The organism is Pigmentiphaga sp. (genome assembly GCF_033795525.1).
Taxonomy (GTDB): Bacteria; Pseudomonadota; Gammaproteobacteria; order Burkholderiales; family Burkholderiaceae_B; genus Pigmentiphaga.
The window spans coordinates 104,875-131,615 of the sequence record NZ_JARYGM010000002.1; the positions used below are offsets into that span (position 1 = coordinate 104,875).

The 26,741-nt window shown below is 66.4% G+C and carries 20 protein-coding genes; 12 read left to right on the top strand and 8 right to left on the bottom strand.

Going from position 1 to position 26,741, the window contains the following annotated elements; translation table 11 throughout:
• Window positions 1–21 precede the first annotated feature (21 nt).
• From QHC78_RS05285 to QHC78_RS05310, 6 genes are all read left to right on the top strand, one after another.
• Window positions 22–2,442: a heavy metal translocating P-type ATPase gene (locus QHC78_RS05285; protein WP_319742841.1), complete on the top strand. Its 2,421-nt coding sequence runs from the start codon at window positions 22–24 to the stop codon at window positions 2,440–2,442.
• Window positions 2,439–2,927 carry a hypothetical protein gene (locus QHC78_RS05290; protein ID WP_319742842.1) on the top strand — a complete coding sequence of 163 codons (489 nt, stop codon included), beginning with the start codon at window positions 2,439–2,441 and terminating at the stop codon, window positions 2,925–2,927. Before QHC78_RS05285 ends, QHC78_RS05290 begins: the two co-directional genes overlap by 4 nt.
• A gap of 85 nt (window positions 2,928–3,012) precedes the next feature.
• Complete coding sequence (locus tag QHC78_RS05295; RefSeq protein WP_319742843.1) at window positions 3,013–3,402, top strand: hypothetical protein; 390 nt, start codon at window positions 3,013–3,015, stop codon at window positions 3,400–3,402.
• Window positions 3,399–4,796 carry a TolC family protein gene (locus QHC78_RS05300; protein ID WP_319742844.1) on the top strand — a complete coding sequence of 466 codons (1,398 nt, stop codon included), beginning with the start codon at window positions 3,399–3,401 and terminating at the stop codon, window positions 4,794–4,796. The genes QHC78_RS05295 and QHC78_RS05300 overlap by 4 nt, the downstream gene beginning before the upstream one ends.
• Before the next feature lie 16 nt (window positions 4,797–4,812).
• A complete protein-coding gene (locus QHC78_RS05305; protein WP_319742845.1) occupies window positions 4,813–6,198 on the top strand; it encodes a multicopper oxidase family protein in 1,386 nt (461 codons plus the stop codon).
• Between the two features lie 16 nt (window positions 6,199–6,214).
• Complete coding sequence (locus tag QHC78_RS05310; RefSeq protein ID WP_319742846.1) at window positions 6,215–6,589, top strand: copper-binding protein; 375 nt, start codon at window positions 6,215–6,217, stop codon at window positions 6,587–6,589.
• Window positions 6,590–6,617: 28 nt separating this feature from the next.
• Here the strand turns inward: QHC78_RS05310 and QHC78_RS05315 are convergent, their stop codons facing one another.
• Window positions 6,618–7,586, bottom strand: coding sequence for a Gfo/Idh/MocA family oxidoreductase (locus QHC78_RS05315; protein WP_319742847.1), 969 nt, complete (start codon window positions 7,584–7,586; stop codon window positions 6,618–6,620).
• Window positions 7,587–7,737: 151 nt separating this feature from the next.
• On the opposite strand from QHC78_RS05315, the gene QHC78_RS05320 reads away from it, so the two are divergent.
• A complete protein-coding gene (locus QHC78_RS05320) occupies window positions 7,738–8,847 on the top strand; it encodes a cobalamin-independent methionine synthase II family protein (protein ID WP_319742848.1) in 1,110 nt (369 codons plus the stop codon).
• On the opposite strand, the gene QHC78_RS05325 is transcribed toward QHC78_RS05320, so the two are convergent.
• Both QHC78_RS05325 and QHC78_RS05330 read right to left on the bottom strand, forming a co-directional pair.
• Complete coding sequence (locus tag QHC78_RS05325; protein ID WP_319742849.1) at window positions 8,844–9,791, bottom strand: ChaN family lipoprotein; 948 nt, start codon at window positions 9,789–9,791, stop codon at window positions 8,844–8,846. The two genes, QHC78_RS05320 and QHC78_RS05325, sit on opposite strands and share 4 nt — an antisense overlap.
• On the bottom strand, window positions 9,725–10,759 hold the full coding sequence (locus QHC78_RS05330) for a hemin-degrading factor (protein ID WP_319742850.1): 1,035 nt from the start codon (window positions 10,757–10,759) through the stop codon (window positions 9,725–9,727). The genes QHC78_RS05325 and QHC78_RS05330 overlap by 67 nt, the downstream gene beginning before the upstream one ends.
• A gap of 190 nt (window positions 10,760–10,949) precedes the next feature.
• On the opposite strand from QHC78_RS05330, the gene ilvD reads away from it, so the two are divergent.
• Window positions 10,950–12,836: a dihydroxy-acid dehydratase gene (gene ilvD / locus QHC78_RS05335; RefSeq protein WP_319742851.1), complete on the top strand. Its 1,887-nt coding sequence runs from the start codon at window positions 10,950–10,952 to the stop codon at window positions 12,834–12,836.
• 76 nt (window positions 12,837–12,912) lie between these two features.
• Here ilvD and QHC78_RS05340 read toward each other — a convergent pair whose 3' ends face one another.
• Complete coding sequence (locus tag QHC78_RS05340) at window positions 12,913–13,299, bottom strand: helix-turn-helix domain-containing protein (RefSeq protein ID WP_319742852.1); 387 nt, start codon at window positions 13,297–13,299, stop codon at window positions 12,913–12,915.
• A gap of 149 nt (window positions 13,300–13,448) precedes the next feature.
• On the opposite strand from QHC78_RS05340, the gene QHC78_RS05345 reads away from it, so the two are divergent.
• Complete coding sequence (locus tag QHC78_RS05345) at window positions 13,449–13,778, top strand: hypothetical protein (RefSeq protein ID WP_319742853.1); 330 nt, start codon at window positions 13,449–13,451, stop codon at window positions 13,776–13,778.
• Here the strand turns inward: QHC78_RS05345 and QHC78_RS05350 are convergent.
• The 4 genes from QHC78_RS05350 to QHC78_RS05365 form a co-directional block, all read right to left on the bottom strand.
• Entirely contained in the window at window positions 13,745–15,889 is a 2,145-nt protein-coding gene (locus QHC78_RS05350; RefSeq protein ID WP_319742854.1) for a M3 family metallopeptidase, read from the bottom strand. The two genes, QHC78_RS05345 and QHC78_RS05350, sit on opposite strands and share 34 nt — an antisense overlap.
• A 191-nt stretch (window positions 15,890–16,080) precedes the next feature.
• Window positions 16,081–16,941, bottom strand: coding sequence for a bifunctional methylenetetrahydrofolate dehydrogenase/methenyltetrahydrofolate cyclohydrolase FolD (gene folD, locus QHC78_RS05355; RefSeq protein WP_319742855.1), 861 nt, complete (start codon window positions 16,939–16,941; stop codon window positions 16,081–16,083).
• Window positions 16,942–17,098: 157 nt separating this feature from the next.
• Window positions 17,099–17,728 carry a response regulator transcription factor gene (locus QHC78_RS05360; protein WP_319742856.1) on the bottom strand — a complete coding sequence of 210 codons (630 nt, stop codon included), beginning with the start codon at window positions 17,726–17,728 and terminating at the stop codon, window positions 17,099–17,101.
• Window positions 17,728–20,106: a PAS domain S-box protein gene (locus QHC78_RS05365; RefSeq protein WP_319742857.1), complete on the bottom strand. Its 2,379-nt coding sequence runs from the start codon at window positions 20,104–20,106 to the stop codon at window positions 17,728–17,730. Before QHC78_RS05365 ends, QHC78_RS05360 begins: the two co-directional genes overlap by 1 nt.
• A 269-nt stretch (window positions 20,107–20,375) precedes the next feature.
• Here QHC78_RS05365 and aceE point away from each other — a divergent pair, with 269 nt between their 5' ends.
• The 3 genes from aceE to lpdA all read left to right on the top strand — a co-directional run bounded on the left by aceE (window position 20,376) and on the right by lpdA (window position 26,721).
• The gene (gene aceE / locus QHC78_RS05370; RefSeq protein WP_319742858.1) at window positions 20,376–23,090 is read left to right on the top strand and encodes a pyruvate dehydrogenase (acetyl-transferring), homodimeric type; all 2,715 of its coding nucleotides are present in this window, start codon (window positions 20,376–20,378) and stop codon (window positions 23,088–23,090) included.
• Window positions 23,091–23,202: 112 nt separating this feature from the next.
• Window positions 23,203–24,885 carry a dihydrolipoyllysine-residue acetyltransferase gene (gene aceF / locus QHC78_RS05375; RefSeq protein ID WP_319742859.1) on the top strand — a complete coding sequence of 561 codons (1,683 nt, stop codon included), beginning with the start codon at window positions 23,203–23,205 and terminating at the stop codon, window positions 24,883–24,885.
• A 9-nt stretch (window positions 24,886–24,894) separates the two neighbouring features.
• The gene (lpdA, locus tag QHC78_RS05380; RefSeq protein ID WP_319742860.1) at window positions 24,895–26,721 is read left to right on the top strand and encodes a dihydrolipoyl dehydrogenase; all 1,827 of its coding nucleotides are present in this window, start codon (window positions 24,895–24,897) and stop codon (window positions 26,719–26,721) included.
• Window positions 26,722–26,741: the final 20 nt, after the last annotated feature.

Below are 26,741 nucleotides of genomic sequence, written 5' to 3' on the forward strand. Positions count from 1 at the left end.
TTCCCGTATCGAGAGGCGAGTATGAATAGCCAGTCATCCCCGGCCGCCGGCGCCGGTGCCACCTGGACGCTGCCTGTCCAGGGCATGACCTGCGCGTCCTGCGTTGGCCGGGTGGAACGCGCGCTGGGCGCCGTGCCCGGCGTGCGGCGCGCCAGTGTCAATCTGGCAACGGAAACGGCCGAGGTACAGGCCGATGCCTCGGTCCAGCCCGGCGCGCTGCGGACCGCGGTCGAAAAAGCCGGCTATGAAGTGCCTGCCGAATCGGTGGACCTGCGGATCGAAGGCATGACTTGCGCTTCGTGCGTCGCACGTGTCGAAAAGGCGCTGTCCCGGGTGCCGGGCGTAACCCGTGCCGAAGTCAATCTCGCCACCGAGACCGCCCGGGTCGAAATGGTGGCCGACCTGGAGCCGGCCGCGCTGGTCGCCGCGGTAAAGAAGGCCGGCTACGATGCCAGTCCCGCCACGGTGCGGGCACAGCCGGCCGCTGCGCCTGGCTTGCCGGGATGGTGGCCGATCGCCCTGGCGGCCGCGTTGTCGCTGCCGCTGGTCATCCCCATGCTGCTGATGCCTTTCGGCATTCACTGGATGCCCAATGGCTGGGTGCAATGGGCGCTGGCCACGCCGGTGCAGCTCTGGCTGGGCGCGCGTTTCTACCGCGGGGCCTGGAAGGCGCTGAAGGCGCGGACCGGCAACATGGATTTGCTGGTCGCACTGGGTACGAGCGCGGCCTATGGGTTGAGTCTCTTCCAGCTGCTACGGCACGGTGCGGGCGGCACGGCGCATCTGTACTTCGAGGCGTCGGCCGTGGTCATCACGCTGGTGCTGCTGGGCAAGTGGCTGGAAACGCGGGCCAAGCGCCAGACCACCGAGGCCATACGCGCGCTCAATGCGTTGCGGCCCGAAGTGGCACGGGTGCGCAGCGAGTCGGGCGAGGCCGAGGTCCCGGTGGCCTCGGTGCGGCCGGGGGACGAGGTGGTCGTGCGTCCTGGCGAGCGCGTGCCGGTGGACGGCCAAGTGCTGGAGGGGGCCAGCCATGTCGACGAGTCGCTGATCACCGGCGAGAGCCTGCCGGTGGCCAAGCGCCAGGGCGACCGGGTGACCGGTGGTTCGGTGAACGCCGAGGGCCTGCTGGTGGTGCGGACGACGGCCGTAGGCGCCGAGTCCGTGCTGGCGCGCATCGTGCGGCTGGTGGAGTCGGCCCAAGCCAAGAAGGCACCCATACAACGCCTGGTGGACCGCGTAAGCGAGGTCTTCGTGCCCATCATCGTGGGCGTGGCGCTGTTGACCCTGCTGGGCTGGGGACTGTTCACCGGCAATTGGGAAACGGCGATTCTCAACGCCGTGGCGGTGCTGGTCATTGCCTGCCCGTGCGCGCTGGGGCTGGCGACGCCCACCGCCATCATGGCCGGCACCGGGGTGGCGGCCCGGCACGGCATCCTGATCAAGGACGCCGAGGCGCTGGAGACGGCGCACCGCGTCGGGGTCGTGGCCTTCGACAAGACCGGCACGCTGACCGAGGGGCGGCCCGAGCTGGCCGCGGCCGAAGCCGTCGACGGCGATCGCGGCCGGTTGCTTGCCTTGAGCGCCGCCTTGCAGGCCGGCAGCGAGCATCCGCTGGCGCGTGCGGTCATGGAGGCTGTCCAGCGCGATGAGATCGCCGTCCCGCCGGCATCGCAGGTGCGCGCGGTGGCCGGACGAGGCATGGCGGCCATCGTGGCCGGCCATGAGCTGAGGCTGGGCAGCAGCCGCTTCATGCAGGAACTGGGCGTAGACCTCTCGCCGCTGTCTGGGCGTGCCGCCGTGCTGCAATCGGAAGGGCGCACGGTATCCTGGCTGGCCCGGGTCGGCGGCGAGCCGATGTTGATCGGCCTGCTGGCCTTCGGCGATACGCTCAAGCCGGAGTCGGCCGATGCGCTGCGCCATTTGCATGGACAGGGCATACGCACCGTCCTGCTGACGGGCGACAATGCCGGTGCCGCCCAGGCCATCGCAGCCACCTTGGGGGTGGACGACGTGCGGGCCGAGGTACTGCCAGAACACAAGGCCGAGGCGATCGAACAGCTGCGCAGCCAGGGCCGGGTGGTGGCGATGGTGGGCGACGGCATCAATGATGCGCCGGCGCTGGCTGCGGCCGACGTAGGCATCGCCATGTCCACCGGCACCGACGTCGCCATGCACGCCGCCGGCGTGACGCTGATGCGCGGCAATCCCGCGCTGGTAGGCGATGCCATCGACATTTCCCGGCGCACCTATGCCAAGATCCGGCAGAACCTGTTCTGGGCCTTCGTCTACAACGTAGTGGGGGTGCCGCTGGCGGCCGTGGGGCTGCTCAGTCCGGTCATTGCCGGCGCCGCCATGGCTTTGAGCAGCGTGAGCGTCGTCTCGAACGCATTGCTGCTGCGGCGCTGGAAGGGCAAGGCGGACGATATACTGGCGCAATGAGCCGTAGGCTGAAGACCCTTCTTGTTGCGCTGCTTGTGCTGGTCCTGCCGGCGCAGGCGTTCGCTGCTGCGCTGCTGTCGCTGTGCGCGGCCACCCATGGCCGCGCGGAAGGCGGCCGGAGCGCTCCGCCGGCCATGGCTCACGCCATGCACCAGGCCGGGGGAGGGCATCACGCCGCCGACCACGCCGGCCATGAGTCCGTCGTGGCGGACGAAGAAGCAGCATTTCTTCCGCAGCACCACGACCCGATGACGGCGCACGGCAAGCAGCACGTCTCGCATTCTTCTCATTCCCCGCATTCCCCGGACGGGAAAGCGGCCGCCGGGGCCTGTGCCGCGTGCGCCGCCTGTTGTCACGGCTGGTTCGCGCCGCCCGGGCTCCAAGCCCCGCTGCCCGGGCGCATCGATCCCATCTACCTTCCCCTGCATGACGCGCTTCGGGCCGGCATTCCCGCCGACCGCCTGGAGCGACCTCCGCGCGCCTGATCGTTCGCCTGATCCGCCCCGCTGACGCGGGTGCACGCTCCGCCTGTGGGCGGACCGATTGATCGCGATACGAGAGGTGTATCCCATGTTGTGTTTTCATACGCCGCGCGCCTGGCGCGCGGCGCTGCTCGCTGTCGCGGGCGTAGTGTGGACAGCCGCCGCCGGCGCGGCCGGTCCCGCGCCTGGACACGCCCCCCAGCGCCATCCTGGCTCCCCCTGCACGCCGCCCGGCAGCGACCCCCTCGATGCCAGCGTCCCGGTGCCCAGCGCCGGCTATGTTTCTGCCTTCGCGTCGTACCGGCGCCTGGGCCAAACCACCATCGAGCCGTGGAAGCCGGCCAATGACGAAGTCGGCCGCATAGGCGGATGGCGAACCTATGCACGCGAAGCGGCCCAGCACAGCCCGCCCGAGCGCGACAACACCCCACCCCCGTCCTGCGCCAGCGGCCCCCTGTCCGAAGGAGGGCGGCCATGAGCGCACCCCGCCCGGCCGCCCGAAGGGGGGCAAAACTCGCCACTCTGGTCGCAGCGACGCTCCTGCTCGGCGCATGCGCCCAGTTCAGCCCGGACAGCGGCTTCGATGCCGTGCAAGAGGTTTCTGCCAAGCACCTGGATCAAGACGCCGTATGGACGCGTACGCCCGCCGAACGGCAGCAGCGGGACGATAGGGTGGCCCAGCTGCTGGCCCGGCCGCTGTCGGTGGACGATGCGGTGCAACTGGCCTTGCTCAATAACCGCGATCTGCAGGCGGCATTCTTCGACCTGGGCATCAGCGAAGCGGAGCTGGTACAGGCCGGACGCCTGCCCAACCCGGGGTTCTCGTTCGGGCGTACCACCCGAGGCAGCGAGATAGAGATCGAACGCAGCGCGCAATTCAGCCTCGCGCGGCTGCTTGCTATGCCGCTGGCCCGGCGCGTCGCATCGCGCCAGTTCCAAGAGGCGCAGCGCGACGCTGCGCTGCGCGTGGTGGACCTGGCCGCACGTACGCGAGCGGCTTACTTCGAGGCGCTGGCTGCGCGCGAAACGGTGCGCTATCGCAAGCAGGTATTCGATGCTGCCGAGGCCGGGGCGGAACTGGCGCGCCGCATGGCGGCCACCGGCAACTGGAACCGGCTGCTGGAGGCGCGCGAGCAGGGTTTCTATGCGGATGCCGCACTGGGCATGGCGCAAGCGCGGCAGGCGGAGACCGCCAGCCGCGAACGTCTGGTCAGGCTGCTGGGGCTCTGGGGCGACCAGCTGGCCTTCCAGCTGCCTGAGCGCCTGCCGGATTTGCCAGCAGAGGTCCGGGCGCAGCCCGACGTGGAACGGCAGGCGCTGGCCGGCCGGCTCGACGTGCAGGCGGCCCGGCTAGCCGTGAACCGTACCGCGGACGACCTGGGCCTGACTCGCGCCACGCGCTTCATCAACGTGCTGGAGGTGGGTGCGCTGCGCAATTCTTCCAACGAAGCACCGACCAAGCGCGGCTATGAAATCGGGTTCGAGCTGCCTTTGTTCGATTGGGGCGAGGCGCGGGTCGCGCGCGCGCAGTCCACGTACATGCAGACGGTCGAGCGAGCCGCGCAGGTCGCCATCGACGCCCGTTCGGAAGTGCGGCATGCCTATGCCGCCTACCGCGCCGCCTACGACATTGCCCGGCACGTTCGCGATGAAGTCGTGCCGATCCGGCAACGGATCGCGGAAGAAAACCTGCTTCGCTACAACGGCATGCTGATCGGCGTGTTCGAGCTGCTGGCCGATGCGCGCGCGCAAATCGCCAGCGTGGAAGGCTACATCGCCGCCTTGCGCGATTTCTGGGTTGCGCAGTCGGACCTGGAACTCGCCATGCTCGGGCGGCCGGCATTGCCGGCCTTTACCGCCGCCGCCGATTGACGCAATGAGGACACCCATGCTTTCGAGAAGAACGTTTCTGGGTAGCGCGCTGGCCATGGCTTCCTCGCCGGTGGCCGCGGCATCGCTGGCCCGCCTGCCCGAGCTGGTCGAGCAGACATCGGCCGCTACCATGCCGCCGCTCGAACCGCCCACGGGGCGCCCGTACCGGCCCGTGGTCACACTCAACGGCTGGACGCTGCCATGGCGCATGAACGCCGGTGTCAAGGAATTCCATTTGGTGGCCGAGCCCGTAGTGCGCGAAATGGCGCCGGGGATGAAGGCCCACCTGTGGGGCTACAACGGCCAGTCGCCCGGCCCCACCATCGAAGTGGTGGAGGGCGACCGGGTACGCATCTTCGTGACCAATCGCCTGCCCGAACACACGAGCATCCACTGGCATGGCCAGCGTCTGCCCAACGGCATGGACGGCGTGTCGGGGCTGACGCAGAAGGCCATTCCGCCGGGCAAGACCTATGTCTATGAATTCGCCGCCCGGCGTCCCGGTACCTTCATGTACCACCCGCATGCGGACGAGATGACACAAATGGCGATGGGGATGATGGGCGGCTGGGTCACCCATCCCAAAGGCCGCCACCCGCTGATCGAGGAAGTAGACCGCGATTTCATCTTCCTGCTCAACGCCTACGACATCGATCCCGGCAGCTATACGCCGCGCATCTCCACCATGACCGAATTCAACCTCTGGTCATGGAACAGCCGGGTGTTTCCCGGCATCGATACGCTCAATGTCCGCCAGGGGGACCGCGTGCGCATACGCATCGGCAACCTTACTATGACCAACCATCCGATTCATCTGCATGGACACGAATTCGTGGTGACCGGCACCGACGGCGGTCCGGTGCCGCCCGCGGCGCGCTGGCCCGAGGTCAGCGCCGACATCGCGGTCGGACAGATGCGGCAGATCGAGTTCATCGCCGACGAGGAAGGCGACTGGGCCTTCCACTGCCACAAGAGCCACCACACCATGAACGCAATGGGCCACGACCTGCCGACCATGATAGGCGTGGACCACCGTGAGGTGGCCAAGAAGATCGCCCGGCTCGTGCCCGACTACATGGTCATGGGTGAGCGCGGCATGGCCGACATGGCGGAGATGTCCATGCCGCTGCCCGACAACACACTGCCCATGATGGGTGGCAAGGGGCCGTTCGGCTCACTGGAAATGGGCGGCATGTTCAGCGTCGTCAAAGTGCGGCGCGATCAGCGGCCCGGCGACTATACCGACCCAGGCTGGTATCGGCATCCGCCCGGAACCGTGGCGTATGAATGGACCGGAGCGCAGGTCGAGCCGCAGCGTGCCGCCCCGCCGCCCGAGGGCGCGGCCGGGAAACCGGATATTTCCATGCAGGTACGCAAGCCAGCGTCCCGACACCCACACTGATCTGGAGGAATTTCTCATGCACGCATTGCACGTACGCCTGTTGGCCGGCTTGTCCGCCGCGTGGATTTTCGCCTCGGTCCAGGCGGCCGATGGCCACGCCGGCCATCACGGGCCCATGGCCGGCGAGTCCGCCCCGGGGCACGGGGAGGCAGGGGCGGATCGCGCCCGGGGTTCGGCCCAGGGCGAAGTCCGGCGGGTAGACCTGGAAGGGGGCCGCGTCACGCTCAGGCACGGCGAGATCGCCGGCCTGGATATGCCGCCGATGACCATGGTGTTCGCCGTCCAGGACAAGCGCCTGCTTGAAGGGTTGAAGGTAGGCGACCAGGTCGCCTTCCGGGTCGTGGAGCACGGCGGCGAGCTGCTCGTGACCGAGATCGCCCCGGCACCCTAGGTGCGGCGTAGCGGGGGCCTCAGGCCGGCTAGGCCTCGCCCCGCATGATGCGGTCGATGCGGTCCAGCGCCCGCATGGCGGGCAGGACGGAGGCGATATCGCAGCGGCTGGGGCGGCCTTCGCGCACCGATGCGATGAACTCGGCATCCTGCGCCTCGAAGGCCGGTTGCGCGCCGGGCATTTCGACCGTCTTGCCGTCGCTGTCGGTCAATTCGTCACGGAACGCGCGGTAGGTTTCTTCTTCGCCGATATAGCGGTAGAAGCCGCCGAACGGCCCTTTGTTGTTGAACGACATGGCCATGGTCAGCAGCGTGCCGCACTTGCGCGACCGCATCGCCACGGTCAGGTCCATGGGAATGCCGAGCTGAGGGTGGTCGGGCCCGCGCTGGCCCCACACGTCGAACTCGGATTCGTCGAGCAGCCAGCACAGCAGGTCCACGGTATGACAGGCATGGTGCCAGAGCAGACTGTCCACCCAGGTGCGCGGTTCGCCGAACATGTTGAGGTTGTTGCGGCGGAAGAAATAGGTTTCGCACACCAGGTGGTGCAGCGTGAAATCGCCGCTCTGTATACGTTCGCGCAGGTAGGTATGCGGCGGCGCGAAGCGGCGGCTGTGGGCCACCATCATCGGTACGCCGGTTTCGGCTTGGATGCCTATCAGCCGTTCGGTGTCCGCCAGGGTCAGTGCCGCCGGTATCTCGATCAGCATGGGCTTGCCCAGGCGGGCGGCCAGCTCGGCATGTTCTGCATGCAAGCCCGACGGCGTGGCCAGCACCACGGCGTCGATGTCCGGGCGGGCGAGCGTGGCCGGGAGATCGTCGCTGCAGTCCGGGATACCGCATTGCGCGGCGAGCTGGCGCCCGCGGCCCAGATCGCCCACCGCCAGGGCGGCCACTTCCACGCCGGGCATGGCGGAAAAAATCCGTGCATGGGTCGAACCCATGGCACCTTCGCCGGCAATGCAGAGACGGATAGGGGCGGATGGTCGGTTGGGCATGGGGTGCGTTCTCCGTGGGCAGGATGGAGGCCGGGGGGACAAATCCCCGGCGTTTGGCGGTATTTTAGAGGGCCGCAGATGCGTAAACTACCCTGCGGACGGCGCGAGACCTCGCCTCGCCCGCCGCTCATCCATCACGAGGGGAGACAAAATGCCTGACACCGTTGCGCCTTTTCGTGCAGATACCGTGGGCAGCCTGCTACGTAGCGCGCCGCTCAAGGAAGCCCGGGCCAAGTTCCAGCGCGGCGAAATTCCCGCCGATGCGCTCAAGGAAGTGGAAGACCAGGAGATACGCAAGATCGTCGCCAAGCAAGAGGAGATCGGTTTGCAGGCGATTACCGACGGAGAGTTCCGCCGTTCGTGGTGGCACTTTGATTTTCTCGAGGGGCTGGACGGCGTGGAGGGCTACGACGCCGCGCAGGGTATACAGTTCGCTGGCGTGCAAACGAAGGCGCGCAGCGTCAAGGTCACCGGCAAGCTGGGCTTTTCGGGCACGCACCCCATGATCGAGCACTTCAAGTTCTTGAAGGCCACCACCCAGCGCGTGCCCAAGATGACCATCCCCAGCCCCAGCGTGTTGCATTTCCGCGGCGGCCGCGGCGCCATCGACAAGACGGTCTATCCCGAGATGGAGCCCTTTTTCGACGACCTGGCCGAAACGTACCGCCAGGTGGTCAAGGGCTTCGCCGATGCCGGCTGCCGCTACCTGCAGTTCGACGATACCGTCTGGGCCTACCTGTGCTCGGAAGAGCAACGCAAGATGATCAGCGACCGCGGCGAAGATCCCTCCAAGCTGGCCGACATCTACGCGCGCATGATCAACCATGCCATTGCCGATCGCCCGGCCGACATGACCATCACCATGCACATCTGCCGCGGCAATTTCCGTTCGACCTGGATTTCCGAAGGCGGGTACGAGCCCGTCGCGGAAACATTGTTCGGCAAGGTCGGCATCGACGGCTTTTTCCTCGAGTACGACAGCGCCCGCGCCGGGGGCTTCGAACCGTTGCGCTTCGTCAAGCCGGGCAAGCAGCGCATCGTGCTGGGGCTCGTCACCACCAAGACCGGCGAATTGGAGAACCCCGACAACGTCAAGAAACGCATCGACGAAGCGGCCAAGTTCGTCGCGCTGGACCAGCTTTGCCTGAGCCCGCAGTGCGGCTTTGCTTCGACCGAGGAAGGCAACAACCTGGCCGAAGAAGCGCAGTGGGCCAAGCTGAGGCTGACCGTGGATGTTGCGCGCGAGGTGTGGAAGGGCTAGCGGCCGCCAGGCCTGGAGCCGAACGCCTGACAGGGATCTCCGCGGGGCGCGGCGTCGACCGGCACCGTGCGGTCGTAGGTGCCGGGCGGCACGGGTTGTTCGGTGAAACCGACCGAAAGGACGGCATGGCCCTTCAGCCAGCGAGGCACGCCTATGTCGCGCCGGACGTGGCCGTTGCCGGACAGCAGCACGACGGGCCGGGAGCGTGCGCCGGACGGTGCGGCCGGCGCACGGCTTGCATGCTCGAGGGCGAGGGCCATGACGGCATCGCGGGCCAGCTGTGCCGTGGCCATGCCGTCGAGCATGGCGTGGGGCAGGGCGCCGCAATGGGCCTCGGCCACTTCCTTGCGCTGTGCAGCGAGCAGGTCGGGCGCGGGCGCATCGAGCCCCAGTTCGCGCAGCTGCGCGGTGTCGAAGACCGAAGCCGGTCCCTGCTTCATCACCGTACCGGCGTCGGCGCGCGAGAGATTGGCGGCAACGATAGGCAGTTTCTCGCGCAGCGCCAGCGCGAGGACGGGCCGGTAGTGCGCCCAGTCCCAGCCGGGCCTGGCCGGCGTGGCGGCCCGGATGACGCAATCGGGGTCGGTGCAGCGCGCCATGGCCTGGTCCAGGTCGGCTTGCCGCTCGCGGTCGAACTGTTCCATGGCGATGGCGGGCCGCCAGCCGGCCCGGATCGCCTCGCCCAGTGCCTCGGCGCGCAGTCTATGGCCTTGCGCGTTGTCGTGCACCTCGCCCAGCAGGACGATGTCGTACTGCGGCAGCTCCGCCGCCAGGGTCGATGTAGCCGCCTTGTCCGGCGGCGCCGCGCACGCGGCCAGGAGCAGCGCCATGGCCGCACCCGCCGCACAATGCCACGCGCGCGGCGCCATCGCCATGATCATGCCGCTGAAGGCCGCGGCGTGCCGGGCGCGATGTCCGCCAGGCTGTCGGCCAGCGCGGTCCATGGAGGGAGTTCCGGTTTGCCGGGTTTGCGCTCGCCGAAGAACTGCACGATCAAGGCGCCGTCGGCGTCATAGCATTCGAGCGACGTCACGATGCCGTCCGATGTCGGTTTGCGGACCAGCCATGCTTCCCGGCACAGGTCCATGCGCAAGTGCAGATTGAAGCCCGGGTCCAGTACGTTCAGCCAAGGGCCCATCGGGGCGATGCGATGTACCGGCCCGGTATGGATTTGCACGCAGCCGGCATTGCCGACGAAAACCATGATGGGGAGTCCCGACTCCGCCGCGGCACCCAGCACCGCATCCACCGCGCCGATGCCCACCTGCCGGGCGAACTCGGGCGGCGCCAGCCGCAGCGCCTGCACGCGGCCCAGTCCATGGCGGCGCAACAGGCCGAAGAACTCGTGCGTGTCGCGCAGCTCGCGCCACTGCTGCCGGAACGCGTCGATGTCGACTTCTTCGTCGGCCTTGTGTTCCGGGGAAGGGCGGGGTTCGGGCGCGACCGGCCGCGGCACATCGGCGTGGGCGGCCAGCAATGCCTCGAAGGCGGCGCGATCGGTGTCCTCGACCACATAGATTTTGTGGACCGCTTCGCCCTGCTGGTCGAACACCTGCATGCTGGGGCGCTCGCCGCCGACCGCGAAGGCATGCCGCCATTGCGAGAGGAACAGACGCAAATCTATGTTCGGGTTCAGCGCCAGGCCCATCTTGCCTTCGATCTGCACGTGCTCGTAGACGCCGGTTTTCTCGTGCACGGCCGCTTCGTTGCGGGTCAAGGCGAGCAGGGGCCCGGCTGCCTTCAGGCCGCCCAGCAGTGCCGCCCACTCGGTTTTCAGGCGAGTCGCCGCCGGGTCGGCGGCAACCAGTTCTCCTTCGCTGGCCCCCAGCCGGGCCGCCGCATCGCGCATGCGCAGCTTGGGCTGTTCGGCCTTCAAGGCCAGGTAGCGGTGCCACAGGGAAGAGGTCGTCATCACGGGCTCGGTCATGCCGTTGAAAAATTGATAATGATAATTATTATTGTTTTATCGGGGGCATACAAGAGGCAGACACCATCCCGCCCATGGTCGAGCCGGCCTGTCGCCGGCGGGCCCGGCCGCGGCGCGCCTGCTTGCTTTCCGACCTATACTATTACGTTCGCCACTCTTTTTCGCGAGTACCGTCATGCCGCAATACCGTTCCCGTACATCCACCCATGGTCGCAACATGGCCGGGGCCCGTGCGCTTTGGCGCGCGACCGGCATGAAGGACGGCGATTTCGGCAAGCCCATCGTCGCCGTGGTCAACTCGTTCACCCAGTTCGTGCCCGGGCACGTACACCTGAAGGACCTCGGCCAGATGGTGGCGCGCGAGATCGAGGCCGCCGGCGGCGTGGCGAAGGAATTCAACACCATCGCCGTGGACGACGGCATTGCCATGGGCCATGGCGGCATGCTGTATTCGCTGCCGTCGCGCGAGTTGATCGCCGATTCGGTCGAATACATGGTCAATGCCCATTGCGCCGACGCCATGGTCTGCATCTCGAACTGCGACAAGATCACTCCGGGAATGCTGATGGCCGCCATGCGGCTCAACATCCCCGCCGTGTTCGTGTCGGGCGGGCCGATGGAGGCCGGCAAGGTCATCGAGGCCTACCATCCGGCGCAGGACGTCAATGGCCAGAAGATCATCAAGGTGGACCTGATCGATGCCATGATCAAGGCGGGCGACCCTACCGTGTCCGATGCGGACGTCGAGAACTACGAGCGTTCCGCCTGTCCCACCTGCGGGTCGTGCTCCGGCATGTTCACCGCCAATTCCATGAACTGCCTGACCGAAGCGCTGGGGCTTTCGCTGCCGGGCAACGGCACGGTCGTGGCCACGCATGCCGACCGCAAGCGCCTGTTCCTGCGCGCCGGCCGCCTGGCGGTGGAGCTGTGCAAGCGATACTACGAGCAGGACGATGCCTCGGTCCTGCCGCGCAACATCGCCACCAAGGCCGCGTTTGCCAACGCGATGGCGCTCGACGTGTCCATGGGCGGATCGACCAACACCGTGCTGCACCTGCTGGCCGCGGCGCAGGAGGCCGGCGTGGACTTCACGATGAGCGACATCGATCGCATCTCGCGCCACGTGCCCTGCCTGTGCAAGGTGGCGCCCGCCACCCAGCAGTACCACATCGAGGACGTGCACCGGGCGGGCGGCATCATGGCCATCCTGGGCGAACTCGATCGCGCGGGCCTGCTCGATACCTCCGTGTCCACGGTACACAGCAAGACCCTGGGCGAGGCCATCGCCGCCTACGACGTCGCCAGCACCCAGGACGAATCCGTGCATACCTTCTTCCGCGCGGCACCGGGCGGCGTACCCAGCCAGGTCGCGTTCAGCCAGGACAAGCGCTTCGACAGGCTGGACCTGGACCGGGCCGAGGGCTGCATCCGCGACAAGGCCCATGCCTATTCGCTGGACGGCGGGTTGGCGGTGCTGTATGGCAACCTGGCCGAGAAGGGCTGCATCGTCAAGACAGCCGGGGTGGACGAGAGCATCCTCAAGTTCACCGGCAAGGCGCGCATCTTCGAAAGCCAGGAAGATGCGGTGGAAGGCATCCTGGGCGATGCCGTGCACGCGGGCGACGTGGTCATCATCCGCTACGAAGGGCCCAAGGGCGGCCCCGGCATGCAGGAAATGCTTTATCCGACCTCCTACATCAAGTCCAAGGGGCTCGGCAAGAGCTGCGCTCTGCTCACCGACGGCCGATTCTCCGGCGGCTCCTCGGGCCTCGTGATCGGCCATGCCTCGCCGGAAGCGGCCGAGGGCGGCACCATAGGGCTGGTCGAAGAGGGCGACATCATCGAGATCGACATCCCCAACCGCAGCATCAACCTGCGGATCAGCGATACAGAACTGGCCAAGCGCCGCCAGGCCATGGAAGCCCGGGGCGAAAAAGCCTGGAAGCCGCTGGATCGCAAGCGTGTGGTGTCGCAGGCGCTGCAGGCCTACGGCATGATGGCGACCTCGGCCGACCGCGGCGCGGTACGGGACATCTCGCAGTTGGTGCGCCGCCCGGCCTGATCAGGGGGGTAGCGCCACCCGTCGTGGCGCCCGGCCCGGCGCCGGGCCGGCAGCAAAAACGCCAGGCAGGAAACGGTTATGCCGTCTCTTGCTTGGCGTTTTCTTCTTTCTGCATACGGTTGAGCAGCCTGACGAATTCGAGGACCAGCTTGCGGTGCCGCGCATCCAGCGCGGCGAAGCTGCGCCGTAGAAGACGTGCGTCGTTGCCGTAGGGAAGGTCGTCGCCGTCGCGCAACTCGGGGCTTGCCGGCCGGACGTGGACGTTTTCGACCAAGGCATACAGGTCCGTCACACCGACGTTCATGGCGCGCGCGATGCGCTCGAGGCGCACCACCGACGGTTTTTGCTTGCCCGTCTCGATACGCGACAGGTTGCCGGCGTCGGTACCGACTTCCATGGCAACCGCCTCGAGCTTGAGCCCGAGGCGTTCGCGCGTGTACCTGATCGCCGACCCTATGTCCATGGCGAGATTGTCCGAGGCGGTTGCCTGACACGCAAAGCGTGGTACGCAATCTATTGGTGTATATTCTGCGTATAGAGCAAATTCGAGAAGACGATCGCGTGGCGGAGGCTGGCCGGCCCCTCCGCCGCCGACGGAGGGGGTTGCGTGTCATGCAAGAAAATCGTGTCGTTACCGAATTGCTGGTACTGAGCGGCATAGACCGCGACGGCCATGTCGCGTGGATATTCGCCCCGGGCGGGTGGGATATCGTCGCGTTGGAGCGCCAGTTCCCGTTTTCCGGGTCGGCCAGCGCCTTGCGCCGCAAGGCCATAGTCACCGTTCCGGTCGCGCGCGAACTGGCCCGCCGCTACGGCAGCCAGCCGCTATTGAAGCTGCCCGGCGAACCCAACCTGGACGACCTCTTGTCGGACGACCTCGCGGCCGTCCGGCTGCTGATTGCGCGGGATCAGGACTCCACGTTCTCGGCCATGCCGCTATGACGGAGCAGGGCCTCGATACTGGGATCACGCCCGCGGAAGGCCCGGAACGATTCAATGGCCGGCCGGCTCCCGCCTACCTGCAAGATCTCCCGCAAGAAGCGTGCCCCGACATCCGGCCGTAGCGTGTCTTCGGTGGCGGCGTCCTCGAAGGCGGAATAGGCATCGGCCGACAATACCTCGGCCCATTTGTAGCTGTAGTAGCCAGCGGAATAGCCGCCGGCAAAGATATGGCTGAAGGTATTGATCCAGCGCGAGATGTCCGGCTGGGGCAATACGTGGAGCCGGTCGTTCACCTCGCGCGACAGCTCGAGCACGCTTTGCGGTCCGTCCGGATCGTAGTCGGTATGCAGGTGCATGTCGGTGGCCGCCAGCGCCACCTGCCGCAAGGTCATCAAGCCGCCCTGGAAGTTCTTGGCCGCCACCATCTTGTCGTATAGCGCCCGCGGCAGCGGCTCGCCGGTTTCGATGTGCGCGGTCATCTGCTCGAGCACCGCCCATTCCCAGCAGAAGTTCTCCATGAACTGGCTGGGCAGCTCGACGGCGTCCCATTCCACCCCATTGATGCCGGACACGCCCATGTCCTCCATCTGGGTCAGCATGTGATGCAGGCCGTGGCCGCATTCGTGGAACAGCGTGATGACCTCGTCATGGGTGAACAGCGAGGGCTTGCCGCCGCTGGGCGGCGTGAAGTTGCAAACCAGGTAAGCGACCGGCGTTTGCAGTTCGCCGCCGGGACGGCGGTAGCGGGTGCGGGCGTCGTCCATCCAGGCGCCGCCGCGCTTGCCCTCGCGCGCGTAGAGGTCCAGGTAGAACTGCGCCAGCAGCGTGCCGGCAGCCGATTCCACGCGGAAGAAGCGCACGTCGGGGTGCCAGGCGGGTGCGCTGTCGGGCCGGATGCGGACCGAGAACAGGGTTTCGATCACCTTGAAAAGGCCGGCCAGTACCTTGGGTTCGGGGAAATATTGCTTGACCTCGTTTTCCGAGAAAGCGTAGCGCGCCTGGCGCAGCTTTTCGGATGCGTAGGCAATGTCCCAGGGCTCGAGCTCGGCCAGGCCCAGCTCGCCGGCTGCGAATTCGCGCAGCTCGCGCAGGTCCCGCTCGGCGTAGGGCCGAGCGCGCTCGGCCAGCTCGACCAGGAATTTCTGCACTTGCTCGGGCGAATCCGCCATCTTGGGAACCAGCGAGACTTCGCCGTAATTGGCGTAGCCCAGCAGGCGAGCTTCCTCGCGGCGCAGGCGCAGCAGCTCCGACATGATCGCGGCGTTGTCCCACTCGGGATTGCCCTGGCCGTGCTCGGGCGCCAGCTCCGACGCCCGGGTGACGTGGGCCTTGTACATTTTTTCGCGCAGTATCCGGTTGTCGGCGTACTGCAGCACGGGGAAATAGGACGGGAAGTGCAGCGTGAATTTCCACGCCGGGGCGTCGTCGGTATCTTCGCCGGCCTTGCGTGCGGCCTCGCGCGCGGCTTGCTTGACGTCATCGGGCAGGCCCGCCAGTTCGGACGCGTCGCGCACGATCAGCGAGTAGGTGTTCGTGGCGTCCAGCACGTGGTCCGAGAACGCCTTCGACAAGGTCGCCTGCCGTTCCTGGATCTCGGCGAAGCGGGGCTTGGCTTCTTCCGGCAGTTCGGCGCCGCCCAGGCGAAAGCCGCGCAGCTCATTCTCGATGAGTTTCTTGCGGGCCGGGGTCTGGTGGCGGAATTCCTCGCTCGCGGCCAGTTTCTTGTAGCGTTCGTACAAGGCCTGGTTCTGTCCCAGGCCGGCCCAGAATTCCGTTACCCGGGGCAGGTTCTCGCCATAGGCGGCGCGCAGCTCCGGCGTATCGGCCACCGCGTTCAAGTGGCCCACCACACCCCAGGCGCGCGATAGCCCCTCGGTTCCTTCATCCAGCGTCTCGACCACGTTCTGCCAGGTCGCCGGCGCATCGGCGGCCTGGTCCGCCTCCAACTTTTCCACCGCTTTCTGCGCCCGTTCGAGCAGCGCCGTGACCGCGGGCGTGATGTGCTCGGGCCGGATGGCATCGAACCGCGCCAGCCCGGAGAGGTCCATGAGCGGGTTGTCGGCCAGGTCGGCGGTCGGGGCGGCGGTCTGCGGCGATACGGGTTGCTTCATGGGGAAACTCCAAAAAGGCGAAGATGGGGCTCGGGGCGGCCACTTATGCCGCCACCGGGCGGCCGGCGGCCGCTATGCACGAGCGCCTATGCAAGGCATGTGGGGACATTCCCGGGGAAATCCAACCCGGCAGCAGGGCCGTCCCGCGGTAAACCCAGGCCGCCGGTGGCCGGCGAGGGGCCGGCCCGGGGTCAGGCGCGTTGCCGGGCGGCGCGTTCCGCCGATTCCAGCGTGTTTGCCAGCAGCATGGTGATGGTCATGGGGCCCACGCCGCCCGGCACCGGCGTAATCCAGCCCGCCACTTCGGAAACGCTGGCAAAGTCCACGTCGCCGCACAGCTTGCCGGCCTCGTCGCGGTTGATACCGACGTCGATCACCACGGCGCCGGGCTTGACCATGTCGCCGGTCAGCGTGTTGCGGCGGCCCACGGCGGCCACCACCACGTCGGCCTGCCGCGTGTGGTGAGCCAGGTCGGGCGTGGCGCTGTGGCAGACCGTTACCGTGGCATTGGCCTGGAGCAGCAGCAGGGCCATGGGCTTGCCCACCGTATTGCTGCGGCCGATGACCACGGCGTGCTTGCCGCGCAGGTCGTAGCCGGTGCTTTCGATCAGCTTCATGCAGCCGTAGGGCGTGCAGGGGCGGAAGCCCTCGAGCCCGGCCATCAGTTCGCCGGCGCTCAGCACCGAGTAGCCGTCCACGTCCTTGCTGGTGGAAATGGCCTCGATCACCTTGTGGGGGTCGATGTGCTTGGGCAGGGGCATCTGCACCAGGATGCCGTGGATGGACGGGTCATGGTTGAGCAGGTCGATGCGGGCCAGCAGTTCGGCCTCGGTCAGGGAGGCTTCGTATTTTTCCAGCACCGAGTGGAAGCCCGCGTCGTGGCATGCCTTGACCTTGTTGCGTACGTAGACGTGCGACGCGGGGTCGTCGCCAACCAGAATGACCGCCAGGCCGGGGCGGGTGCCTTGCTGGGTGAGCTGGGCGGCGCGCTGGGCGATGTCGGAGCGGATCTGTTTGGAGAGGTCGTTGCCGTTGATGAGGCGTGCGGGCATGGTGGGTCGGGGAAGTGGAGGGACAAAGGGCGGAGCCTTTGATTATTTTAGCGCAGGGGGGAGGGGCCCGCGCCCCGAGCACGGCGTGCGCTGTAGGCGGTTGGGGCGGGGCTGTCTCGTCTTGGGCGGGGCGCCTGGCCCCCGCCGACGGGGGCGGTCAGGCCGCAGAAGAGGGGCGGTGGTGCAGGGCGACCTTCATCAGGTCGGCGACGGTGGTGACTTGCAGCTTTTCCATGATGTTGGCGCGATGCGCTTCCACCGTCTTGATGCTGATGCCTAGGTCGTCGGCGATCTGTTTGTTCAGGCGGCCGGCGACGATGCGTTCCAGCACTTGCTGTTCGCGTACCGTCAGGCGCGCCAGCAGGGCCTCGTAGCTGCGCCGGGTGGCTTCGTCGGCGGCGCGGGCGTGGGCCTGTTCCAGCATGTTGGCAATGATTTGGCGCAGGTCGGCTTCGTTGAACGGTTTTTCCAGGAAGTCCACCGCGCCCTTCTTCATGGTGGAGACCGCCATGGGCACGTCGCCGTGGCCGGTTACGAAGACGATGGGCAGGGTGGACTTCCGGGCGATCAGCTGTTCCTGGAGTTCCAGTCCCGTCATGCCGGGCATCCGCACATCGACGATCAGCACGCCGATGACCTCGGGGTCGTACTCGGCGAGGAAGCGTTCCGCGCTGTCGTAGGCCCGTACCCGATAGCCATTGGCTTCCAGCAGCCATCGTAGAGAATCGCGAACGGCTTCGTCGTCATCGACAATGAAGACCGTGCTGGACTGGGGCGTATTGCTCATTAGGTAAGCTCCTTGGGGGCGGATTCCGGTTCGGAAACCGGCTCCGCGGGCAGGATGGGCCTGACCCACGGAAGCGTGAATTTGAAGATGGTCCCTCCGGCGGGATTGGGTTCGGCCCACAGCCGGCCGTGGTGGAACTCGATGATGGTGCGGCAGATGTTCAAGCCCATGCCCATGCCTTCCGACTTGGTGCTGTAGAAAGGCTCGAACAATCGTTCGGGATCGGCCAAGCCATGGCCGGTATCGATGACTGCCACTTCCACCATGTCCTCGCGTACGTTCGCTTCCACCAGCAATTCCCGCCCCTCCGAATCCTGCATGGCTTCAAGACCATTTTTGAGCAGGTTCAGAACGACCTGCTCGATCAGTATGGGGTCGGCGAGAACGTCCGGCAACTGTTCGGGTATTTTTTGAACGATCTCAATCCGTCGGGTCCGGGACTCGATCCCGGCGAAACCGACCGCATTATCCACGATCGTGGGCAAGCTTACCCGCTGGCGCTTGGGTTCGCTACGTTTCACGAATTCGCGTATGCGGCGGATGATCATACCCGCCCGCTGGGCCTGTGCGGTGGTTTTTTCCAACGCCGGCAGCAATTTGGCGGGGTCGGTATCGCCGGTGCGCACCAGCGCGACGACACCCATGCTGTAGTTATTGATGGCCGTGAGGGGCTGATTGAGCTCGTGCGCCAGCGACGAGGCCATCTCGCCCATGGTGATGAGACGGCTGGTGAGCTGGATCTTTTCCTGCTGGGCCCGCGAGGCCTCCTCGGCCGCGCGGCGCTCGGTAATGTCGCGCGCCACCTGCATCCGGACCCGGCGGCCGTCCACCCATTGCAGCATGCGGTGGCGCACTTCGAACCAGCGGTGAGTGGACGACGAATACACCTCGATCGCCTCGTCGGTGAAGCGGCCGCGCCGCCCCGCCGACAGCTCGTCGTGGCCGGTCGCCTGCGAACCCAGCACGCGCCGGTAGGTCTTGTTGGCGAACAGCAATTCCGAGCCCTTGGGCGTTTCGGCGGTGACGGAGATGGCGTCGTCCAGGCCTTCGAGCACGGTCATGAAGCGCTCGTGGGCGGCGGCCAGCGCCTCCCGGATGCGCTTGGGTTCGGTGATGTCCGTCATCGAGGTCATCCAGCCGGTCTGCACGCCGCGCTGGTCCAGAAGGGGCGAGACGTACATGCGGGCGTAGAAGATCGAGCCGTCCCGGCGCTGCGCCTCCATCTCGAAGCCGCTGCTGGGGGCATTGCCGGACAGCAGCATTTCCGTGTTGCGCCACTGGGCGGCATGGTCGCCCTGCGGCCAGTAGGGGTAGGGCGGGGTGCGGCCCAGCAGGTCCGCCTCGTCCCAGCCCATCATGCGGCAAAAGGCCGGGTTCACATAGGTGATGCGGCCTTCCATGTCGAGCACCCGCATCCCCGTCAGCATGGAGTTTTCCATCGCGCGGCGGAAGGCCGTCTCGGCGATCAGGGCCTGTTCCGCCTCGGAGCGGAAGCGGGTGTGGCGCCACAGTGCCAGCAGGCTCCAGATGATGACGGCCGATAGCGACACCACCACCCAGACCAGCATGGTCTGCGAGGTGTCCGTCTGCGTGCGGTAGCCACGGGCGCTCAGCATCATGCCGTTGCCGGGCGGGTCCAGCGGCACTTCATAGGTATGGATGGCGCCCTTGTCCGCCCGGGAGGACGACGACACCAACGGCAGGTCGTTGCCGTCCAGGATGGACACCTTGTATTTGCGGGAGGTTTCCTGCGGGATCAGGTGCTGCAGCAGGCCGTCCACCGAATATACGGTGGCCAGCGTGCCGAGGAAGCGGTCGTCCTGGTAGACCGGCACGTACAGGTCCAGGTAGACCTCGTTGTACTGGCCGCGGTAGGGACGGGAATAGGCCGGACGCTGCTCGTCGCGGGCGATCTCGAAGGTGCGGAAGACTTCCGGGTCGGTTTCGCCGGGCGCGCTCATGCGGAAGGTCTGGCCGGCCCGCCGGTCGGGCGTGGAGATCCACACGGCCTTGCGATCCGCGTCTATCCACGCCACGTGGATGATCTCGGGATGTTCCACCAGCAACTCCCGGGCATCGTCCAGAAAGCGGCTTTCGGTCATGTTGGTGCGGACCAGGTCGCGGCCCAGCGCGCCGATCCGGTCGCGCGCCGCCAGCATGCGCAGGCGCATCGATTGCTGCGCCCAGTCGACGTCGCGCACCAGGGTGCCATAGCGCTGGGCGTCGTCGCGGGCGTCCAGCCACCACAGGATGGAGCCCATGACGCAGACGAACAGGCCCAGCGCGATGGCTGGCGTCAACCAGTACCAGCTACGGCGCCGCAACCGCCCCAGGTCTTTGAACGGGGCGGGAATATTAGAAGGATGAACGGTAGACATGAAGAAAGTTTACGCACAGTTGTGCGCGCGAAAGTGCCCAGGATTATTGCGCCGCAAAATGCTTTTATTCCCGATTCGTGCTAGATTTCACATTATGGTAAATGATATCGCTAGGCGAAATTTTTATTGCATCGAAGGCTTCCTGCCTTCTAGAATCGCGCCGGAGTTGCAGAAGGGCCCTAGTTTTACATAGCGAAGGCCGCCGACGGCGACTAAACCCCCGGGCAGCTACAAGCGGCCCGGATGTTACAGAGACTCAGGAGACAGGCATGTCCGCTCTTCCTCAGGTCGGGGCCGGCGTAAACGCGGCCAACGACGAAGATACCCTGGAAACCCAAGAATGGCTCGACGCCCTGGAAGCGGTCCTGGACCGCGAAGGCCCTGAGCGCGCCCATTACCTGCTGGAACGCCTGATCGACCTGGCTCGCCGTTCCGGTGCCTACATTCCGTTTTCGCCCAATACCGCCTACGTCAACACCATCCCGCCGCACATGGAGCCGGCGCATCCGGGCAAGCTGGACCTGGAAAACCGCATCCGCTCCTATATTCGCTGGAACGCGATGGCGATGGTGGTCAAGGCCAACCGCCTGCATCCGCCCGATGGCGGCGACCTGGGCGGCCACATTGCGTCTTTCGCCTCGCTGGCCACGATGATCGAGACCGGCCAGAACCATTTCTGGCATGCCGAGACCGAAGACCGCGGCGGCGACCTGGTCTATTTCCAGGGCCACTCCTCGCCCGGCGTCTATGCGCGCGCCTTCCTGGAAGGCCGCCTGTCCGAGGACCAGCTTAACCATTTCCGCCAGGAAGTCGATGGCAAGGGCCTGTCGTCCTACCCGCATCCGAAGCTGATGCCGGACTTCTGGCAGTTCCCGACCGTCTCGATGGGCCTGGGCCCGTTGATGGCCATCTACCAGGCCCGCTTCCTGAAATACCTGCATGCCCGCGGCATTGCCGACACCAGCAAGCGCAAGGTGTGGGTGTTCTGCGGCGACGGCGAGATGGACGAACCGGAGTCGCTGGGCGCCATCAGCCTGGCCTCGCGCGAAAAGCTCGACAACCTGGTGTTCGTCATCAACTGCAACCTGCAGCGCCTGGACGGCCCGGTGCGCGGCAACGGCAAGATCATCCAGGAACTGGAAGGCGAATTCCGCGGCAGCGGCTGGAACGTCATCAAGCTGATCTGGGGCGGCTACTGGGACCCGCTCCTGGCGCGCGACAAGGAAGGCATCCTGCGCCAGATCATGGAAGAGACCGTCGACGGTGAATACCAGGCCTACAAGGCCAACGACGGCGCTTTCGTGCGCGAGAAGTTCTTCGGCAAGCATCCCAAGCTGCTGGAGATGGTCAGCCGCATGAGCGACGAGGACATCTGGCGCCTGAACCGCGGCGGCCACGATCCGCACAAGGTCTATGCCGCGTTCGACGCCGCGCAGAAGAGCGAAGGCCGCCCGACCGTCATCCTGGCCAAGACCATCAAGGGCTATGGCATGGGGGCCGCCGGCGAGTCGCGCAACCCCGCGCACCAGCAGAAGAAGCTGGACAACGACATCATCCGGGCCTACCGCGACCGGTTCAACATTCCTATTCCCGACGACAAGCTCGAGGAACTGCCCTACTTCAAGCCGGGCGACGACGCGCCGGAAATGAAGTACCTGCACGAGCGCCGCCAGGCACTGGGCGGCTACCTGCCGCGCCGCCGCCAGAAGGCCGACGAGCACCTGCCCGCGCCGGCGCTCTCGACCTTCCAGGCCGTGCTGGATCCCACCGCGGAAGGCCGCGAGATCTCGACCACTCAAGCCTTCGTGCGCATCCTGACCCAGCTCCTGCGCGACAAGACGCTGGGCCCGCGCGTCGTGCCCATCGTGCCGGACGAATCCCGCACCTTCGGCATGGAAGGCATGTTCCGCCAGATCGGCATCTACGCGCCGGAAGGCCAGAAGTACGTGCCGGTCGACAAGGCACAGGTCATGTACTACCGCGAGGCGGCCGACGGCCAGATCCTGGAAGAGGGCATCAACGAAGCGGGCGCGATGAGCTCGTGGATCGCCGCGGCGACCTCGTACTCGACCAACAACCGCATCATGGTGCCGTTCTACATTTATTACTCGATGTTCGGCTTCCAGCGCATCGGCGACCTGGCCTGGGCCGCCGGCGACATGCAGGCGCGCGGCTTCATGCTGGGCGGCACCGCGGGGCGCACCACGCTCAACGGCGAAGGCCTGCAGCACGAGGACGGCCACAGCCACCTGATGTCGGCCACCATCCCCAACTGCGTGTCGTACGATCCGACCTTCGCGCACGAACTGGCGGTCATCATCCAGAACGGCCTGAAGCGCATGGTGGAAGACCAGGAAAACGTCTTCTACTACATCACGGTCATGAACGAGAACTATGCCCAGCCGGGCCTGAAGGCCGGCGACGAAGAGGGCATCATCCGCGGCATGTACCAGCTCAAGAAGAGCGAGGCCAAGGCCGAGCAGCGCGTCCAGCTGCTGGGTTCGGGCACCATCCTGCGCGAAGTCATCGCCGCGCAGGAACTGCTCGAAAAGGACTGGGGCATCGCCGCCGACGTCTGGAGCGTGACCAGCTTCACCGAGCTGCGCCGCAACGGCCTGGACGCCGAGCGCCACAACCTGCTGCATCCCACCGACAAGAAGCCGCAGGTGGCCTACGTCACCCAGGCCCTCGAGAAGACCGAAGGCCCGATCGTCGCGTCCACCGACTACATGAAGTCGTTCGCCGACCAGATCCGGCCGTTCATTCCCAAGGGCCGCACCTACAACGTGCTGGGCACCGACGGATTCGGCCGCTCGGACTTCCGCGCCAAGCTGCGCGAGCACTTCGAGGTGGATCGCCACTTCGTCACGCTGTCCGCCCTCAAGGCGCTGGCCGACGAAGGCAAGATCCCCATGAAGAAAGTGGCCGAAGCCATCAAGAAGTACGGCATCAACCCCGAGAAAGCCAACCCTCAATACGCCTGATCGACGGCCGGGATGGGTAAGATAGGGCCAGCCCTGTCTTGCCCGCCCGGCCGGCGCACGCCTGCCTGCGGCAGGGGTGCCGGTGAGGGTCCGGCTTTCTGGAGACTACAGAATGAGTAATGTGAGCGAGCTGAAAGTCCCCGATATCGGCGATTTCAGCGATGTCGAAGTGATCGAGATCCTGGTCTCGGTGGGTGACACCATCAAGGCGGAGCAGAGCCTGGTCACCGTCGAATCCGACAAGTCGTCCATGGAAATCCCTGCCGCCGAAGGCGGGGTGGTCAAGGCCATCAAGGTCAAGGTCGGCGACAAGGTGTCCGAAGGGACGCCGCTGGTCGAGATCGAGGCCGAAGGCGGCGCGGCCGAGGCGCCCAAGCAGGAAGCCGCACCGGCCCAGGCCCCGGCCGCCAAGCAGGAAGCCGCACCCGCGCCCAAGGCCGAGGCGTCTCAGCCGGCCACTGCGCCCGCGCAAGGCGGTGCCGAGGAAACCGTGGCCGTGCCCGATATCGGCGACTTCAAGGACGTCGAAGTCATCGAAGTGCTGGTCAAAGTGGGCGACCAGGTATCGGCCGAACAAAGCCTGGTCACGGTCGAATCCGACAAGTCCTCCATGGAGATCCCCACCTCGGTGGCGGGCGAGGTGACCGAATTGCTGGTCAAGGTCGGCGACAAGGTTTCCAAGGGCAGCCCCTTGGTCAAGGTCAAGAGCGGCGCCGCGGCGCCCGCCCCGAGCGCCCCCGCCAAGGCCGAGAGCGCCCCCGCGAAGGCCGCCGAAGCCAAGCCGGCCCCTGCTTCGGCGGCGGCCCCGGCGCCCGCTCCGGCAGGCACCCGCCCGCCTCCCGTGCCGGCCGATCCCGCGGCCGAGCAGGCGCCCTCCAAGGCCCACGCTTCGCCCTCGGTGCGCAAATTCGCGCGGGAACTGGGCGTGGACTTGGCCAAGGTGCCCGCCACCGGTCCCAAGGGCCGCATCACCCCGGACGACGTCCGCAACTTCGTCAAGAAAGCGCTGGCAGGCGGCGGCACGGCTGCCGCGGCGCCGGCCGCCGGCGGTGCGGGCGGCGGCCTGGAAGTGCTGGCCTGGCCCAAGGTCGATTTCGCCAAGTTCGGCGAAATCGAAGCCAAGCCGCTGTCGCGCATCAAGAAGATCTCCGGCGCGAACCTGCATCGCAACTGGGTGATGATCCCGCACGTCACCAACAACGAAGATGCGGACATCACCGACCTGGAAGCCTTCCGCGTCCAGCTCAACAAGGAAAACGAGAAGGCCGGCGTCAAGGTCACCATGCTCGCTTTCCTGATCAAGGCCGTGGTCTCAGCGCTGAAGAAATTCCCCGAATTCAACGCCTCGCTCGAAGGCGACAACCTGATCCTGAAGAAGTACTTCCACATCGGTTTTGCCGCCGACACGCCCAACGGGCTGGTGGTGCCGGTCATCCGCGACGCCGACAAGAAAGGCATCCTGGAGCTGGCCAAGGAAACCGCCGAACTGGCCAAGAAAGCGCGCGACGGCAAGCTCTCGCCCTCGGAAATGCAGGGCGGCTGCTTTTCGATCTCGTCGCTGGGCGGCATAGGCGGCACCACCTTCACACCCATCATCAACGCGCCCGAAGTGGCCATCCTGGGCGTGAGCCGCTCTTATATGAAGCCGGTCTGGGACGGCAAGCAATTCGTGCCGCAGCTGACGCTGCCCCTGTCGCTGTCGTACGACCACCGCGTCATCGACGGCGCCGCCGGTGCCCGCTTCAACGCCTACCTGGCCTCGGTGCTGGCGGACTACCGCCGCATCCTGCTGTAAGGAGCAACGATGGCGATAGAACTCAAAGTACCCGACATCGGCGACTTCAAGGACGTCGAAGTCATCGAGATCCTGGTTGCGCCCGGCGACACGATCAAGGCCGAACAAAGCCTGATCACCGTCGAATCGGACAAGTCGTCGATGGAAATCCCGGCCGAGCAGGGCGGGGTAGTCAAGGCCATCAAGGTCAAGGTCGGCGACAAGGTCAGCGAAGGCTCCGTACTGGTCGAAATCGAGCCCGCCCAGGGCGCAGCGGCCGCCAAGCCCGACGTCGCCCCGCCGCCTGTTTCCTCGGAATCGCGCAAGCTCGAGACCGCGCCCCCGGCCCTGCATGAACTGGGCGAGCCCACGTCCGACAAGCCGGATCCCGATCCCGTCCCGCTGCCCCAGGCTGCCCCGGCGGCCGGCAGCTTCGGCGGCAAGGCCGACCAGAGCTGCGACGTCCTGGTGCTGGGCGCCGGCCCCGGCGGCTACTCCGCCGCCTTCCGCGCCGCAGACCTCGGCCTGAAGGTCGTGCTGGTGGAACGCTACGCCACCCTGGGCGGGGTCTGCCTGAATGTCGGCTGCATTCCCTCGAAGGCATTGCTGCACACCGCAGCGGTCGTCGAGGAAGCCGCCAAGATGGCCGAACACGGCATCACCTTCGGCAAGCCTGAAATCGACCTCGACAAGCTGCGCAAATTCAAGGACGGCGTGGTGGGCAAGCTCACCGGCGGCCTGGCCGGCATGGCCAAGGCCCGCAAAGTGACCGTCGTCACCGGCGTCGGCAGTTTCGTCGACCCGCACCACCTGGAAGTGCAGACCCAGGACGGCAAGCAAGTCATCCAGTTCGCCAGCGCCATCATCGCCGCCGGCAGCCAGTCCGTGAAACTGCCCTTCGCCCCGGAAGACGAACGCATCGTCGACTCCACCGGCGCGCTGCTGTTGAAGAGCATCCCCAAGAAAATGCTGATCATCGGCGGCGGCATCATCGGCCTCGAAATGGGAACCGTCTACTCGACCCTGGGCGCGCGCCTGGACGTGGTCGAAATGATGGACGGACTCATGCAAGGCGCCGACCGCGACCTGGTCAAGGTCTGGCAGAAGATGAACGAACACCGCTTCGACAACATCATGTTGAAGACCAAGACGGTAGGCATCGAGGCCAAGGCCGACGGCATCTGGGTCACCTTCGAAGGCGAAAAAGCCCCCAAGGAACCCCAGCGCTACGACCTCGTGCTGCAGGCCGTCGGCCGCAGCCCCAACGGCAAGAAAATCGGCGCCGAGAAGGCCGGCGTGCAAGTGGGCGACAGGGGCTTCATTGCCGTGGATTCCCAGATGCGCACCAACGTGCCGCACATCTATGCGATCGGCGACATCGTCGGCCAACCCATGCTGGCCCACAAGGCCGTGCATGAAGGCCACGTGGCCGCCGAAGCCGCGGCCGGCCAGAAGAGCCACTTCGACGCTACCGTGATCCCGTCCGTGGCCTACACGGATCCGGAAGTCGCGTGGGTGGGCCTGACCGAAGACGAAGCCAAGAAGCAGGGCCGCAAGGTCACCAAGGGCATGTTCCCATGGGCCGCGTCCGGCCGCGCCATTGCCAATGGGCGCGACGAAGGCTTTACCAAGCTGCTGTTCGATGAAGAGACGCACCGGATCGTCGGTGGCGGGATCGTGGGCACGAATGCCGGCGATCTGATCAGCGAAGTCGCGCTGGCCATCGAGATGGGGGCGGATATGGTGGATATCGGGAAGACCATCCATCCGCATCCGACCTTGGGTGAGTCGGTTGGGATGGCGGCCGAGGTGGCGGAAGGGGTTTGTACGGATTTGCCGCCGGTTAGGAAGAAGTAGGGGCTGCCTTACCTCGCTGT